The sequence below is a fragment of the Chitinophaga sp. genome (genome assembly GCF_036569125.1).
Classification (GTDB): domain Bacteria; phylum Bacteroidota; class Bacteroidia; order Chitinophagales; family Chitinophagaceae; genus Chitinophaga.
Genome location: NZ_DATCRF010000736.1, coordinates 1 through 15,306, shown reverse-complemented (window position 1 = coordinate 15,306; position 15,306 = coordinate 1). Strand labels below are relative to the sequence as shown.

Below are 15,306 nucleotides of genomic sequence, written 5' to 3'. Positions count from 1 at the left end.
ATCGGCAAAGTAACGGTAGATGCATTGGAGAAGTTTGACTTTCCCGTGCTCATGGGATCCGTGTTATTCACCGCCGGCATTTTTGTGATCATTAGCCTGCTGGCAGATGTGCTGTACAGCATTGTAGACCCCCGGATTAAGCTTTAACAATGTGCATATCTGCAGATATGCAAAGATGCAGATGATTAATGCATTCGATAAATTCAATACACTTCAATCCATCTGCATATTTGCACATCCGCATATTAGTTATCTTGCCCGTACCAATGCAAACACCGGCCGCAGGTCCCCAAACTCAAACTTTCCTTTCAGCATCTCATATACCTGCTTCTGCTGCTCATTCAATCCCATTTGAAGCTCCGGTTCACCATAATGCACAAAGCTGCTCAACGGTTTACGGGTTCTTTCCCGGTTATGCTTTTGTTGTAATACAGGAGAAAGGTTATCCCCGTTACCGGCATACCCCAGCGCAATGCCCACACAGGGCTGGTAGCCTTCGGGAATGGCAAGATCATCATACACTTTTTCATGGTCAATACCGGCGGCTTCACAAACCTGCAATCCTTCAAACACCGCCTGGAAGGTAAGGTTGGCTACAGCCAGCCCCATATCATGCCAGGCAAATACATTGGGCGCGCCGTTATGTTGAAAGTACAGCTTAGTTACAGCTATCATCAGTACCGGTGCGGTTTGTGCCCAGGCCTGGTTATCTTCTGTAAAGCAGTGTAAGATCTTTTCATACAGGGATGCATTAGCCCTGGTGGCCACTATAAAATGCCAGGGCTGCTCATTAAAGCAGGAGGGGGCCAGGCGGGCCGCCTCAAAAAGGCGGTCTAAAGTAGCGGTACCTACCGGGGTATCCCGGAAAGATCTAGGGCTCCAGCGGTTCAGCAGCAGCGGATGTACATCATGTGTGGTTGTGATCACGTTATTCATATGCAGTCATAATTGTTACTGCAAAGATCCGCCGCGGGGCAGCCCCTGTTTGCATACAATACACGGGTTTAGCTATACTTTTTTCGGATCTCCTCGCGGAAGTGTTCGGGCGTTTGCCCGGTATATTTCTTGAAAAAGCGGTAAAAGTAGGTGGCTTCATTGAAGTTCAGCAGGTAGGCAATTTCTTTTACACTGTCTGTAGTATGCACCAGCAGGCGTTTTGCTTCCAGTATTACCCGGTCGGCAATGAGCTGGGAAGGGCTTTTGCCGGTTTGCTTTTTCACAATTTCGCTCAGGTAACCGGATGACAGGTTCAATAGCGCCGCATATTCCCCGGCAGACTTTTGCTCCCGGAAATGCTGGTGTATGAGCTGCTGCAGCGTTTTCACGATGCGGGCATCGTTGGAGAGCTGCCGCGTGGTTTCCCTGCTTTGCATCATACGGTTAATGTGCGAGAAGAAAATATCCAGGTAGTTTTTAATAATGCGGTCGCCCATAGGCTGCGCTGCTTCAAACTCCGCCAGCATTTGCCCGCAAAGGTTTAGCAGCAGCTGTAATTCGGTTTCGTCCAGCCGTAGCTGGCCATCCATCCATTCAATATTATCCAGCAGGGGATGGGGCAGCGCAAAATCTTTGGTAAAGGCAAGCACAATGCCCTTTACGGTTTGATCGGTATCCGGCTGCTCATGTACATGATGCACCTGGTAAGGGCTTATAATGTTCAGCGTATTGGGTGCAAGTATGTATTCCTTAAAATCTACAAGGTGTTTGCCGTGCCCCTGCTGTACAAGGGCCATGAAGTAAAAGTTGTGACGGTGCGGGCTGGCCACCCATTTTCTTTCATCATAACCGGTGCGCAATACCCGGCGAATATTGAATTGTGCGGCAGGCTGCTGCTCCAGCGGGTAAGAAGGTATCTTTTGCGCATCCCTTGCCATAACGGGTATGTTTGATCCGATGAGTACAAACATAGGATAAAAAAGTATTTAAAAGTAAGGGGCTGATTACCCTAAATTTGGATTGCATACTTTGGATGCCACTTCTGGTTCACGTTTAACACAATAACAGCACACAAAAGAATGGTATGGCTTGCCGGTACCAGCATGTTATGAACGCAGGCGGGGCCGTTCTTCAACTAAGAGCGGGCCCGCCTTTTTAGTGTTCATATTCGCACACTCCCTGTTCCGTAACCGGACAACACCACACACTCCCTGGTACGTATATCATTGAAAATTAAAGGGGTATATTTTTGACCTGCTTTTTGTACGGCAGTAGCCAATCTCACTGTTATGATCAATACCAGCATCAAGCTCTCTTTCCGCGCATTATGGAGAAAGCGTTCTTTTTCCCTGATCAATATCCTGGGCCTGGCAGTAGGCATTGGCGCAGGTTTGCTCATTTTCCTGGTGATCCGGCATGAAATGACCTACGATGATTACCAGACAAAACGCGATCGCATATACCGGGTGGTAACATCCAGCATTAACCGCAGCAACGGGGAAGTAGCCTGGACGCATAGTATGGTGGTTTTACCCCTGAAAAGCGGCCTGCAAAGAACTTTTCCCACACTGGAAAAAATAGCCACTATATGGGAAATTGGCGGCGCGCAGATCTATGTGCCAGGCAAAGACCTGTCTGATGAAAAGAAGTTTAAAGAACCCGGCGGACTGTTTTTTACAGACCCCTCCCTGTTTGATATACTGGATTTTACCTGGCTGGAAGGGAATGCCGCCGGCCTGAAAGAGCCCAACACCGTGGTGCTGGAGGAGAAGATGGCCAGGGCTTATTTTGGAAGCAACCACAATGCTATGGGCAAAACCATACAGCTATGGTCTTATCGTATACCCCTGCGCGTTACAGGGGTGTTTAAGAACCTCACGGAGCATACGGATATACCGCTGCGCATGGGCATTTCAGACCCTACCCGTATGAAGCTGATCGGTACTCCGCAGCAGCAGGCAGAGGCTATGGACGACTGGCGCTCCCTTTCCGGTGGTTCCCAATGTTTTGTGCTGCTGCCCAAAAATGAGAACATAAAACGCTTACAGGCGCAGCTGCCGGCTTTTGTAAAGAATAATTTCAAGGAGGATGATGGCCATACCTTTAACACCACCAGGCTTACTTTTCAGCCGATGCGGGAAATGCACCTGGATAAACGTTTTGGTACCATTAAGGGCAATAGCCTTTCTACCAAAGAGCTATGGGCGCTGGCCCTCATTGGCACTTTTTTACTGCTGGTGGCCTGCATTAATTTCATTAACCTGTCCACCGCGCAGGCCGTTACCCGCGCTAAGGAAATCGGCGTGCGTAAAGTATTGGGCAGCAACCGCCTGCAATTGTTAAAACAGTTCCTGAACGAAACAGCCCTTATTACTTTCCTGGCGCTGATATGCGGCATTATACTGGCCCTGCTGTTTATACCCAAGCTAAACCAGCTGATGGGCAAAACATTGACCATGGACCTGCTACAGGCGCCTTCCATTCTGTTGTTCTTAATAACAACCGGCTTGCTGGTAACGCTGCTGGCGGGTTTTTACCCGGCCATGGTGCTGTCCGGCTTCAGTCCTGTGGCAGCTATTAAAAACAAGATCAGCGCCCGTACCGTAGGCGGTATATCCCTGCGCCGCGGGCTGGTAGTATTCCAGTTCATTATTGCGCAGCTGCTGGTTATAGGCACCCTGGTGGTAGTGAAACAGATGCAGTATTTCCGCAAGCAGTCCATGGGTTTTCAGAAAGAGGCCATTTTGCTGGTAGACCTGCCCAGCGACAGTGCCTTAAAAACCAAATACCCTTACCTGAAAACACGTATGCTGGAATTGCCGGGCGTAACATCGGCAGCACTGTGCAGCAATGCTCCCTCATCCCTTTACGGGTATTTTACAGACGTATTTTTTAATAATGATGCTGAAAAACAACCCTATAGCATAAAACGGCTGTTTGCAGATACCGGTTACCTGAACACCTTTAAAATGAGTATGGTGGCCGGCCGCCTGCCTTATGCCAGCGACACTGCGCGGGAGCTGCTGGTGAATGAGACCCTGGTGAAAAAGCTGGGATTAAAATCACCGGAAGAGATCCTGGGAAAACTTATTGGGTTCAGGGACAACAGCCCGCGGTACCCGGTAGTAGGCGTGCTGCGCGACTTCAACAACAGCTCCTTACGCGATCCCATTCAGCCCACCGTGCTCACTTCCGGTTATGATAATTATGGCACACTGGCGCTGCGTTTACAGCCTGGTGAGAAAATGACCGCTACTTTAAAGCAGGTGCAAAAGACCTTTACAGAGATCTATCCCACTTACATCTACGACACTGTTTTCTTTGACGACCAGATCGGGCGGTTCTATACGGCAGAGGCTATGACGGCGCAGCTGTTCAAAGTATTTGCCTTCCTGGCCATTTTCATTTCCTGCCTTGGCTTATACGGGCTGGTATCTTTTATGGCCGTGCAAAAAACCAAGGAGGTGGGCATCCGCAAGGTGTTGGGCGCATCTGTGCAGCATATTGTGTACCTGTTCTCCAGGGAGTTCACTTTATTAATAGGCATTGCCTTTATAATAGCCGCCCCCCTGGGATATTATTTTATGCAGGAATGGCTGGCGGGTTTCCACTACCATACCAGTATGGGCTGGGGTATTTTTGTGCTGGCCGTGCTGTTATCCATCGGCATTGCCTGGGCGGCAGTAGGGTATAAAGCCGTAAAGGCAGCCCTGGCCAACCCGGTTAAGAGCCTGAAGGCGGAATGATCCGATGTGCGGATATGCAAATGTGCAAATGTGCAAATGACAAGCCTCGCAGGGTAATCATCTGCAAATCTGCATATCTGCACATTTGCACATCTACTTTGTTTCCCTTATCTTAGAGTAATCCGCATTTACTCAAAATAAACCATTATCTTTTAACACGGTATTCGCCATTATATTGATTACCGGCAGCATAAGCATAAATTTCACTACCAGCCCGGTAGCATCCTGTAAATCAGGCAAAAAGCATCCGGAAGCGCAGGTTTTTAATATGTATAGTCTCCCCCGATTATAACTATGGTTGAAGTTTCCCGTTCATCAATTGGTGAGCGGGAATTTTTTTTTGTACTTTTTGTAACAAACCTTTTTACCGGTCGTCTTCCTGTTATAACATCGAGAAAACGCCATAACGTTGATATGTCATTAGAGCTGTTTCATTCCCAGGTAATGCCCATAAGGCCAAAGCTGTACCGCTTTGCTTACCGCCTGCTGAATAATGAGCAGGATGCCCAGGACATTACCCAGGATGCGATGCTCAGGGTATGGAACCAGCAGGGCAGGATGGCGGAGCTGCAAAACCTGGAAGCCTGGTGCATGCGCATAGTGCGCAACCTGGCCCTGGACCGGCTGAAGTCCAAAAAATACCGGAATACGGAATTGCTGGACAAAGCAGAAGCAATGCAAGCCTCCCTTCAGCCTAGCCCGCACCTGGCTGCCGAACAGCAGGATGTGATGGACCGCGTGCACCGGATCATACACGCCCTGCCGGAAAAATACCGGACCATTATTCAACTGCGTGACATTGACGGATTTTCCTACCAGGAAATTGCCGACATTCTGGAGCTGACAATGAATGAAGTGAAAACAAACCTGCACCGTGCCAGGAAAGCCGTACGGGAACAATTGCAAAATATTCAGGTATATGGATTACAATAAAATAAGAGCGCTGCTGGAGAAATATTGGGAGGGGGAATCTTCTTTGGAAGAGGAACAGATGCTCCGCCATTTTTTTGTAACGCACACACAGGCCTTACCGGAAGACCTGCGGGAAGCCGCACCCATGTTCCAGTACTTTCGGCTGGAACAGGAGAAGGAAATACCGCAACCGGCGGCCAGAATAGTGCCCCTGCGTAAAAGCAAGCCCTGGCAGCACTGGATGAAATATGCCGCCGTACTGCTTATTATGGCCGGCGTGGGTTACAGCGTGCAGCAGTTCCGGCAAAAACAGCATGAGCTGATAGCTGCCGACTGGACGCAGCAGGATACATTCGACGATCCGGAAAAGGCATATGCGGAAACGCAGAAAGCCCTGCAGATCCTGTCCCGTAACCTGAATAAGGGTACGGAGCAAATGGAGAAGCTGTCTTACTTTAACGATGCTACACAAAAAATCAAAGATTAGAATTACGAATTATTCAATTACGAATTGGCAACTACATGTTTAGCGCTAAACAATATTTATTCAAAGCAGTAGAAACTATTATTAACAAAACATCACCAACAAAACACAATCACATTCGTAATTCGTAATTGAATAATTCGTAATTAAAAATTCTCCGCCGTTCTAAAACAAAAAACTAAGATCATGAAAAAGCAAATCATACTTATACTCCTGCTGGTCATTGCCGGGCTACGGTTATCTGCCCAGGGCCAGGGAAGCGCTATAGACCGTTTCTTCCAGAAATATGAAGAGGACCGCAGCTTTACATTGGTAAGCGTAACGCCAAAAATGTTCAGCATGTTCAGTAAGCTGGATATTAATACCGGCGAAGGCCAGCAGTTTATGCAGGTTATAAAAAAGCTCAGGGGCCTGCGCATCCTGGCTAAAGAAGACACGAAGGAAGGTCCCCGGCTGTACCGCGAAGCCGCGGCTTTTCTTACCAAAGATATGGAAGAGCTGATGACCGTACGCGATGATAATACTGACCTGAAATTCATGGTAAAGGAAAATGCCAAAGGCAATATTGCAGAGCTGATCATGCTCGTAGGCAGCAATGATGAATTTGTGGCTATGAGCCTGGTGGGCGATATTGACCTGAACGAAATATCACAGATAGCCGGCAACATGAACATTCACGGAATGGAAAACCTCAAAAAATTAAAGAAATGAAAGTACGCGCCCTCTTCCTCTTTATTGGCCTGGCATGCGCTGCCGGTCCGGCTTTCAGCCAGCAGAAATATCTGAAACGTTTCCAGCGTGAGTATTACGACCGCGCAGAAACCCACCGCATAGGCCTGGGCTTCCTGATAAAGATCGGCCGCGGATTAATACCCGCCCGGTTAATAGATGATGAAGATGTGTACGTGATAAAACGTATGCTGAAAAAAGTAGGCAAGCTGAAAATATATACCATTACGGCAGATGATCATGAAAGCATTGCCTCTGCCGATATACAAAAGCTGAGGAATACGCTGGTACAGCGCTCAGGCCTGGAGCCGCTGCTGGAAGTAAGGAATGAAGACAGCCACGTGTACATGATGAACAAAGGGAAAGGGGATGAGCTGGGCAACCTGGTAGTGCTGATAAAGGATGAGGAGGACCTGGTAATGGTGCACCTGCACACCCGTTTGAAAATGAGCGATATCCAAAGCCTTATTGACAAAAAGATGGCATCCAAACCGGTAGCTGCTGCGCCGGCAGCTGATAGCACGCAAAGCCTGTAACCGGTTTAATTAATAATGAAGAATGAATAATTAATAATCACGAAGGCAGTTCTTCAACTACCAGCTGGTTATCAATTATTCATTCTTTTTTATTCAAAAAGGAAATAAGCAGCAATTTTTTTGCAGGATGATGAACCGGTAATTACTTGAACAACATGCCCTACGATTATTAATTCTTAATTATTCATTATTAATTAATAATCACCTCCCGTACAACGGGTTCCCCCAGCATCTCGTTCACCAGTTTAATGATCTTTTCTTTAGCGTAGTTAAGCTCCTGTTTAAGCGGGGCTACATTGGTGGTTATGATCAGCTTAGCGTCAATCAGCTGTATATTTTGTGTATAGCGGGCAATAGTTTTACCCATCAGCTGTTCCCAGTTTTCCTGTATACGCACCTCCATCATCCGCGGTTTCAGGCGGCTTTTATTCATATATTCCCGGAGGGCATCTCCTATTGAGCTAATACCATGACGCATGCATCAAAGGTAACGTAGTTATTTCAATACCTCCGCAAAAAAATCATATGCCAGCTGGCTTACTTCCTGCAATTCTACCGCACGTGAGGTACCGTTTGTGGGATGCGTGTAATGCCCGCGCTCACCCGGTAATACAATAAGCCTGCGCGCCGTGGAAATGTTGGCCGCATAGTGTGCTGCATTGGTTTCCTTAGGCGTAATAACATCTTCATCACCCACTACTATCTGCACCGGCACCTGAACATTCTGTAAACCTTTTTTCGTGAATCCCTCTCCAATAGCAGGCGCCAATGCAAATACTGCTTTAATGCGTTTGTCGTGGTAATCATCTGCAGAATGCGGCATCATGCTTTTCATCACCGGATCTGTTTCAGATAAAGCGATCAGGCGGTCAACATCTGCTTTAAGGCTGCCCGGTGGCGGAGGCGCATTGGCCGCCAGGTGCTGCCGGTCCAAACGTGCGCCTGCTATCCATATAGCGGTAGCGCCGCCCAGGGAAAGACCGGCCACGCCTATACGGCTGGTATCAATACGGCCGGCAAACAAGGGATCCTGTAGTAATTTATCCAATACAAAGGATAAGTCTTTCGGCCTCACCCACATGCAAAAATCAGAGAGGGTAAGCAGCGCGGTTTTCCGTTCTTCCGCATCCGTACCATTATGATCTACCGCTACAGTAATGTATCCCCTGGAAGCCAGGTAATAACCCAGCCACCGCATATGTAATGCATGGCCCTGCGCGCCGTGCGAAATGAGAATAAGCGGGTACTTCTTTTTGCGGGCAGACAGGCCGGCATCCCGCATGGCGGTAACGGGTGCCGGGAACTGTATGGAATCCTGTATGATCTCTGTCTGTCCGCCGGCGCCGGATGGGTACCAGGCAATACAGCGTATAGGCCGCGGACCGTTGCCCAGCCAGTTGCTGCGGGAACTGTCTGCAAATTCCCGCTGGCTAACCCCGGTGGGCTGCGGTATAAATTTTTCTTTGGGTATAGGCGCGCTGGTTTGCGCGCTGGCAGCACCGGCTAATAATAAAGCGGTCAGGAGTATTTTCATCTTTATAGATATTTAGAATGGCGCTTAAAATTAAATAGCAAATGCATTCCACGCATGTGCGTAGCAGAAGTTAGCAAGATCGCATTATTGCAAAGCATGGTTTTCCTATCTTGGCAGTATGAAAGATCCCGGAAGCAGCAACCGCCCGGATACCACTATGGATTACCGGAACCGCATTAACCAGGCCATGCGTTATATGCGTGCACATTCCGGTCAGCAGCTGTGCATTGCAGCTATCGCCGCCCAGGCGCATTTTTCACCTTTTCATTTTCACCGCATCTTTTCCGCCTTCACCGGTGAAACGGTAGGGGAGTACATTACCCGCATCCGCATGGCAAAAGCAGCTAAGCTGCTGGAGGATGGCTGCAGCGTAGCCGATGCCGGCGCCGCAGTGGGCTATCAGACCACATCGGCCTTCATAAAAGTGTTCAGGAAAGCATTTGGCATGCTGCCCGCACGCCGGCCAGGCAGGGAAAAGCTGCACTATCCCCCCGGGCCTGCTAAAACCAGGCGCCCGGCAGGTATGCTGCAGGCAGCCATACGCGAGCTGCCAAACCTGCCTTTATTATATGTGAGCAAAAAGGGAGTGGAAAATGAGTTCTTTAATGCCGGCGCTACTTTTGATCTTTTGTACGATTATTTAAACCAGCACGGGCTTACCGGCCATGTAAAAATGCGCTTAGGGGTGCTGCGTGATATGGAGCTGCTGGATACAGCCCAATGGCGTTTTGATGCCTGCATAGTGCTGCCGGAAGCGTTGGAGCATGTACCTGTAAAACCCATGGAAAGGTGCCTGATAAACGCCGGAAAATGGGCAGTGTTCTTACACAAAGGCCCGTATGATACCTTATGGCAAACCTGGAGCCAGGCCTACAGAACCTGGCTGCCTTACAGTAATATGCAGCTGCGGGATGTGCCGCCCTTTGAAGTATACCTGAATAGCCGGAAAAATACACCGCCTGCGGAGCTGCTCACCGAAATACATTTGCCCATTCAGGAATTAATAATTAATAATGAATAATTAATAAGATGTAGAACGATCAAAATCGTACTTCATACGTAATTATAAACTGCTATGCCGCAAAACATCATGATCAGTGAGCGCTTACAATACGATTATTAATTCTTAATTATTCATTATTAATTATTTGCCGATCTCGATCAATTGAAACCCTGCCTGCCCGGCAAATGCCTCCTGCAAACGCGCAGCATGCGTATCGGTAATAAACACCTGCCCGTACTCCGGGCTGCTCACCAGCTGAATAAGGCGCGTAACCCGCTCCTGGTCCAGCTTTTCAAATACATCATCCAGCAGCAGCAGGGGAGGGAACTGTTTTTGCTGTTTGATCACCTCGTACTGGGCCAGCTTCAGGGCAAACAAAAAGCTTTTGCGTTGTCCCTGGGAGGCGCTGGCCTTCATGGCATGCTCGTCCAGCAGAAATACCAGGTCGTCGCGGTGAATGCCCCCGCTGGTGCGCTGCAGCAGCAGGTCTTTATGGCGGTTGGCAGCCAGCAGCTTATCCAGCGGCTGTTCCAGCAGGTTACACTGGTACTGGATGCTCACAACCTCGTGCTTACCGGCCAGGTAATCATATAATTGTTGTACCTGTTGTATAAAGGCGGGCAAAAAGGCCCGGCGCATTTCAAACACCGGCACGCCGTGCTGCACCAGCTGTGCGTCAAAAATGTCCAGCAGGGCGTCCTGGTTGCGGTTTTGGGTGGCAATGGTCTTTAACAGGCTGTTGCGCTGCTGCAGTATCTTATTATAGGTGATCAGGTGTTCGAGGTAATTGGGATATAGCTGGGAAAGCAGGCTATCCAGCCATTTACGGCGCTCTTCGCTGCCGCCCAGGATGATCTCTGCATCATCCGGTGCGATCATTACGGCGGGGAACTGGCCTATGTGCCTGGAAAAGCGGTCGTAGCTTTCCTCATCCAGGGTAATATCTTTTTTACCGTCTTTCAGGGTGCATATAATGCGGTGGGCCTGCCCGTTGCGTTCCAGCTGCCCATCCAGCCGGAAGCCGTTGGTCTGGTACTGCGTATTTTGCCCCTCGTTGCTGCTAAAGTAGCTTTTGGTAAAGCACAGGTAATAAATGGCGTCCAGCAGGTTGGTTTTGCCGCTGCCATTACGGCCGGTAATACCTACAATGCGTTGCTCAAAGGCATAAGCCGTGTGCGCATAGTTCTTGAACTGGGTAAGCGATATGTTTTTGATGGTAAGCAAGCGGCAAAGATAAGGGGAAAGCAGAAAGCGCAAAGCAGAAAGCATAAAGCCGGGCCATACCTCATGTTGGCAGTGGCTTCGGGACCTAAAAACGCTGCATTAAAGCTTTTTGCTTTCTGCTTTGCGCTTTCGGCTTATACCGTGCGCTGCATTAAGCTTTCTGCTTTCCGCTTTGCGCTTTCGGCTCTATTTTCTAATTCGTAAACGACAAATTTACAGGTAATTGTCACAGTTATTTAGTTTTTAGGATTTTCCTGTTATATTTGCGGACAAATTTAGAAACAGTGGCTACTAAAACAGAAGCGAAGACGAAGTTTACGAAAGAAACGTACTTGTATTGGTATGAGCTGATGCTCTTACTGCGCCGCTTTGAAGAGAAAGCAGGACAGTTATATGGTATGCAGAAGATCCGTGGTTTCTGCCACCTGTACATCGGACAGGAAGCAATTGCCGCAGGCGCAATGACTGCTACCAAACCCTCTGATAAATTCATCACTGCTTACCGTGACCACGCCCTGGCAATTGCCAAAGGCATTACTGCAGATGCCTGTATGGCAGAGCTGTATGGTAAAGCAACCGGCTGCTCCAAAGGTAAGGGAGGCAGCATGCACTTCTTCTCCAAGGAAAAAGGTTTCTTCGGCGGCCACGGTATCGTAGGCGCACAAATAGGAACCGGCGCAGGACTGGCTTTTGCAGAGCAATACCAGGGTACCGATAACGTAGTGCTTTGTTTCTTTGGCGATGGCGCCGCCCGTCAGGGTATCCTGCATGAAACCTTTAACATGGCCATGCTGTGGAAACTGCCGGTGATCTTTATTTGCGAGAACAACATGTACGCCATGGGTACTTCTGTAGAACGTACCTCTAATGTACTGGACATCTATAAACTGGCCGAAGCATATGAAATGCCCAGCGATACCATCGACGGTATGAGCTGCGAAGCCGTACACGAAGGCCTGGACCGCGCAGTAAAACGCGCCCGCGAAGGCAATGGTCCTACCCTGGTAGAGATCAAAACTTACCGTTACCGCGGCCACTCCATGAGCGACCCGGCTAAATACCGTACCAAAGAAGAAGTAGAAGAATATAAAGAGAAAGATCCTATCAACGTAGTGTTGAAAACGATCCAGAAGAACAAGTGGGCAACCGACGCAGAAATTGAAGCCATCAACGAGAAGGTGAAGAACGAAGTAGAAGAATGTGTGAAGTTCGCTGAAGAATCACCCTGGCCTTCCGATGATGAACTGCTGAAGGATGTTTACATGCAGCAAGATTATCCTTTTATAGTAGACTAATAAGTGATTTGGTACAGATGGTTAGTTGTTAGTATTTTTGCGGAAGCTTATCCGCGTACGCTAACAGCTAACCATTCGTCACTCACCACTATTACTCGCACCTATGAGTAAAAACTGATAACAAACAAAAAAAATGGCAGCAGAAACAAAGCATAAAGCCGCTACACCAGACACTACAACATCTAAGCAGGATTTTGACCTGCAGGACTCCATGCACAAGGCAGAGGATTTTTATTACAAGAACAAGAACGTCATTAACATTGCAATAGTAGCAGTGATCGTGATCGTAGGCGGTTTCTTTGCCTACAACCGTTTTATTAAAGCCCCCAACGAAAAGAAAGCACAGGAAATGGTGTTCCACGCGCAGCAGTACTTTGCTGCCGATTCTTTTAAGCTGGCCCTGAACGGTGATGGCAACAACTATGGTTATTTACAGGTAATTGATAAATACGGCGGTACCAAAGTAGGCAACCTGGCTAAATACAGCGCAGGTGTGTGCTACGTAAGACTGGGCGAGTTCCAGAAAGGTATTGATCTGCTGCAGTCATTCAGCGCCAATGATAAACTGGTACAGGCATACGCATACGGCCTTACCGGCGACGCCTATATGGAGCTGAATAAAACAGAGGATGGCATTGACTATTACAAGAAAGCCGGTCATTACAGCGATAATGAGCTCACCGCTCCTTTATACCTGTTCCGCGCTGGCCTGGCTTTGCAGAAAGCCGGTAAAACGCAGGATGCCATTGCGATTTACAAAGAGATCAAAGAGAAATATCCCCAAACCAACGAAGGCCGCGAAATGGATAAATACCTGGCCAAGCTTGGAGAAGTGAGAGAGTAATTGATTAATTAGATATTCTACATGTCAATAAATAATCAGACATTATTGAACGATGCTGGCATTCTCCATTTAGAGGATGCCAGTGTTGTTATGATCTATACTGAATGGAACGATGGCGTTACCAATGAGCTGGTAGCCGGCTGTGAGCGCACTTTACAACAGTATAATATATCCCGCGTAACAAAGATACAGGTACCCGGCGCCTTTGAGCTGCCCTTTGCCTGCCGCCAGTACTGGGAGGCCAGCAAGGGCACCAGCGCTCAACCTGGCGCTATTATTGCATTTGGATGCGTGATCCGCGGAGAAACCCCTCACTTCGATTATGTATGTGATGGCGTTACCTCCGGCATTATGCAGCTGAATGTTCAATTACCCGTACCCGTTATATTCGGGATCTTAACGGTAGATAATATGGAACAGGCGCAGGAACGCCTGGGCGGCAAACATGGGCACAAAGGGGACGAAGCTGCCATTACCGCGTTAAAGATGATTGCCATGTTACGGCAGCTCCAGAAATAGCGGCAGTATTACCCCGGGTATTTCCCATTGCCGGAACAGCATTAAAGCATGTGCAAAACCTGTCCTAAAGCAGGTCATAAATAGCAAAAGACTAACTCAATGAACGTACAGCTTTTCATACCATGTTTTGTGGACCAGCTTTTTCCGGAAACAGGATTTAATATGGTGAAAGTACTGGAAAAGCTGGGGTGTAATGTAAGCTACAACTCCAATCAAACCTGTTGCGGGCAGCCGGCCTTTAACGCCGGTTACCGGGACGAGTGCCGCTCCGTAGCCACCAAATTCGTGAAAGATTTCCAGGTATATGATTACATAGTAGCGCCCAGCGGGTCGTGCACCGGTTTTGTGCGCAACTACTACAGTAAGCTGTTCGATAACTCTGCCACGCACAACGAAGTAAAGCTGCTGCGCAAACATATGTATGAGTTCACCGAGTTCCTTACCCAGGTGCTGGGCGTTACGGATATTGGCGCCACCCTGAACGGCGTGGCCACCTACCACGATGCCTGCGGCGCGCTGCGCGAGTGCGGTATTAAGGAAGGTCCCCGGCAGCTGCTTTCCAAAGTAAAAGGCCTGGAGCTGCGCGAAGTGGCCGACTGTGAAGTATGCTGCGGTTTTGGCGGCACCTTTTCCGTTAAGTTTGAAGCCATTTCCATTGGCATGGGCGAGCAGAAAGTGCTGAACGCCATTGAAAGCGGCGCAGAATACCTGATCTCCACCGATCTTTCCTGCCTGATGCACCTGGATGGTTATATCCGCAAACATGGGCTCTCCATTAAAACCATGCATATTGCAGATGTGCTGGCAAGCGGATGGGAGGGTTGATCTTAGATTTACGATTTTAGATTTGATTGGAGCGGAGGGATTGTTGATTGCTGGAATTTAGATCGTAAATAAAAACAGTTAACAAAAAGATTTGATCTTAGATTGAAGTAACACGGAATGGAGTACAAATCAATCTAAGATCTAAAATCGTAAATCGCAAATAGAATGAACTACTGGCTTGTTAAATCAGAACCTGTAAAATATTCCTGGGACCAGTTTGTAAAAGATGGCAAAACTTTTTGGGATGGGGTGCGCAATTACGCCGCCCGCAACAATCTCAGAGCCATGAAGAAAGGTGATCGCGTGCTTTTTTATCACAGCAATGAAGGACTGGAAATTGTAGGTATTGCAGAAGTGCTGAAAGAACATTACCAGGATCCCACCACTACAGATGCCAACTGGGTAGTAGTGGATCTGAAACCCGTAAAGCCTTTAAAGAAAGCCGTTACCCTGGCGCAGGTAAAAGCAGAAAAACGCCTGGCAAACCTGCAGCTGGTAAAGCTTAGCCGCTTATCCGTAAGCGCCGTTACCCACGATGAATTTAGCGTTATTATGGAAATGGCGGAAATGAAGTAAATGTGTAGGTGTGCAAATATGCAGATGTGCAGATGAAATGCAGCGAATATAAAAGGCCCTGACAGTTTAAAAAGCTGTCAGGGCTTTTACTTTATCATCAAACATATATCAGCACATTCCCCTCATCTGCACATCTGCATATC

At 48.2% G+C, this 15,306-nt stretch carries 17 protein-coding genes; 12 read left to right on the top strand and 5 right to left on the bottom strand.

The genetic code is table 11. The features are described 5' to 3' along the window. The gene (locus VIM87_RS27320) at positions 1–147 is read left to right on the top strand and encodes an ABC transporter permease subunit (protein WP_332000056.1); all 147 of its coding nucleotides are present in this window, start codon (positions 1–3) and stop codon (positions 145–147) included. A gap of 102 nt (positions 148–249) precedes the next feature. On the opposite strand, the gene VIM87_RS27315 is transcribed toward VIM87_RS27320, so the two are convergent. Both VIM87_RS27315 and VIM87_RS27310 read right to left on the bottom strand, forming a co-directional pair. Then, a complete protein-coding gene (locus VIM87_RS27315) occupies positions 250–936 on the bottom strand; it encodes a nitroreductase family protein (RefSeq protein WP_332000055.1) in 687 nt (228 codons plus the stop codon). A gap of 68 nt (positions 937–1,004) precedes the next feature. Next, on the bottom strand, positions 1,005–1,907 hold the full coding sequence (locus VIM87_RS27310) for an AraC family transcriptional regulator (RefSeq protein ID WP_332000054.1): 903 nt from the start codon (positions 1,905–1,907) through the stop codon (positions 1,005–1,007). 318 nt (positions 1,908–2,225) lie between these two features. Here VIM87_RS27310 and VIM87_RS27305 point away from each other — a divergent pair, with 318 nt between their 5' ends. From VIM87_RS27305 to VIM87_RS27285, 5 genes are all read left to right on the top strand, one after another. Next, the gene (locus VIM87_RS27305) at positions 2,226–4,682 is read left to right on the top strand and encodes an FtsX-like permease family protein (RefSeq protein ID WP_332000053.1); all 2,457 of its coding nucleotides are present in this window, start codon (positions 2,226–2,228) and stop codon (positions 4,680–4,682) included. A gap of 414 nt (positions 4,683–5,096) precedes the next feature. Then, positions 5,097–5,615 carry an RNA polymerase sigma factor gene (locus VIM87_RS27300; RefSeq protein ID WP_332000052.1) on the top strand — a complete coding sequence of 173 codons (519 nt, stop codon included), beginning with the start codon at positions 5,097–5,099 and terminating at the stop codon, positions 5,613–5,615. Continuing rightward, a complete protein-coding gene (locus VIM87_RS27295) occupies positions 5,602–6,081 on the top strand; it encodes a hypothetical protein (RefSeq protein ID WP_332000051.1) in 480 nt (159 codons plus the stop codon). The genes VIM87_RS27300 and VIM87_RS27295 overlap by 14 nt, the downstream gene beginning before the upstream one ends. Before the next feature lie 183 nt (positions 6,082–6,264). After that, the gene (locus VIM87_RS27290; RefSeq protein ID WP_332000050.1) at positions 6,265–6,789 is read left to right on the top strand and encodes a DUF4252 domain-containing protein; all 525 of its coding nucleotides are present in this window, start codon (positions 6,265–6,267) and stop codon (positions 6,787–6,789) included. Further along, the gene (locus VIM87_RS27285; protein ID WP_332000049.1) at positions 6,786–7,343 is read left to right on the top strand and encodes a DUF4252 domain-containing protein; all 558 of its coding nucleotides are present in this window, start codon (positions 6,786–6,788) and stop codon (positions 7,341–7,343) included. The genes VIM87_RS27290 and VIM87_RS27285 overlap by 4 nt, the downstream gene beginning before the upstream one ends. Before the next feature lie 190 nt (positions 7,344–7,533). Here the strand turns inward: VIM87_RS27285 and VIM87_RS27280 are convergent, their stop codons facing one another. Further along, positions 7,534–7,821: a DUF721 domain-containing protein gene (locus VIM87_RS27280; protein WP_217606047.1), complete on the bottom strand. Its 288-nt coding sequence runs from the start codon at positions 7,819–7,821 to the stop codon at positions 7,534–7,536. A gap of 18 nt (positions 7,822–7,839) precedes the next feature. Continuing rightward, positions 7,840–8,877, bottom strand: a complete 1,038-nt coding sequence (locus tag VIM87_RS27275; RefSeq protein ID WP_332000048.1) for a prolyl oligopeptidase family serine peptidase — start codon at positions 8,875–8,877, stop codon at positions 7,840–7,842. Between the two features lie 118 nt (positions 8,878–8,995). Between VIM87_RS27275 and VIM87_RS27270 the strand changes: the two genes are divergently transcribed. Further along, positions 8,996–9,898, top strand: coding sequence for an AraC family transcriptional regulator (locus VIM87_RS27270; protein WP_332000047.1), 903 nt, complete (start codon positions 8,996–8,998; stop codon positions 9,896–9,898). A 123-nt stretch (positions 9,899–10,021) separates the two neighbouring features. On the opposite strand, the gene recF is transcribed toward VIM87_RS27270, so the two are convergent. Next, the gene (gene recF, locus VIM87_RS27265) at positions 10,022–11,104 is read right to left on the bottom strand and encodes a DNA replication/repair protein RecF (RefSeq protein WP_332000046.1); all 1,083 of its coding nucleotides are present in this window, start codon (positions 11,102–11,104) and stop codon (positions 10,022–10,024) included. Positions 11,105–11,388: 284 nt separating this feature from the next. On the opposite strand from recF, the gene pdhA reads away from it, so the two are divergent. The 5 genes from pdhA (at position 11,389) to VIM87_RS27240 (ending at position 15,163) form a co-directional block, all read left to right on the top strand. Continuing rightward, the gene (gene pdhA / locus VIM87_RS27260; RefSeq protein ID WP_332000045.1) at positions 11,389–12,399 is read left to right on the top strand and encodes a pyruvate dehydrogenase (acetyl-transferring) E1 component subunit alpha; all 1,011 of its coding nucleotides are present in this window, start codon (positions 11,389–11,391) and stop codon (positions 12,397–12,399) included. Between the two features lie 133 nt (positions 12,400–12,532). After that, entirely contained in the window at positions 12,533–13,243 is a 711-nt protein-coding gene (locus VIM87_RS27255; RefSeq protein ID WP_332000044.1) for a tetratricopeptide repeat protein, read from the top strand. A gap of 21 nt (positions 13,244–13,264) precedes the next feature. Beyond that, complete coding sequence (gene ribH / locus VIM87_RS27250) at positions 13,265–13,762, top strand: 6,7-dimethyl-8-ribityllumazine synthase (protein WP_332000043.1); 498 nt, start codon at positions 13,265–13,267, stop codon at positions 13,760–13,762. Between the two features lie 99 nt (positions 13,763–13,861). Then, a complete protein-coding gene (locus tag VIM87_RS27245) occupies positions 13,862–14,587 on the top strand; it encodes a (Fe-S)-binding protein (protein ID WP_332000042.1) in 726 nt (241 codons plus the stop codon). Positions 14,588–14,752: 165 nt separating this feature from the next. Further along, complete coding sequence (locus VIM87_RS27240) at positions 14,753–15,163, top strand: EVE domain-containing protein (protein ID WP_332000041.1); 411 nt, start codon at positions 14,753–14,755, stop codon at positions 15,161–15,163. Positions 15,164–15,306 lie beyond the last annotated feature (143 nt).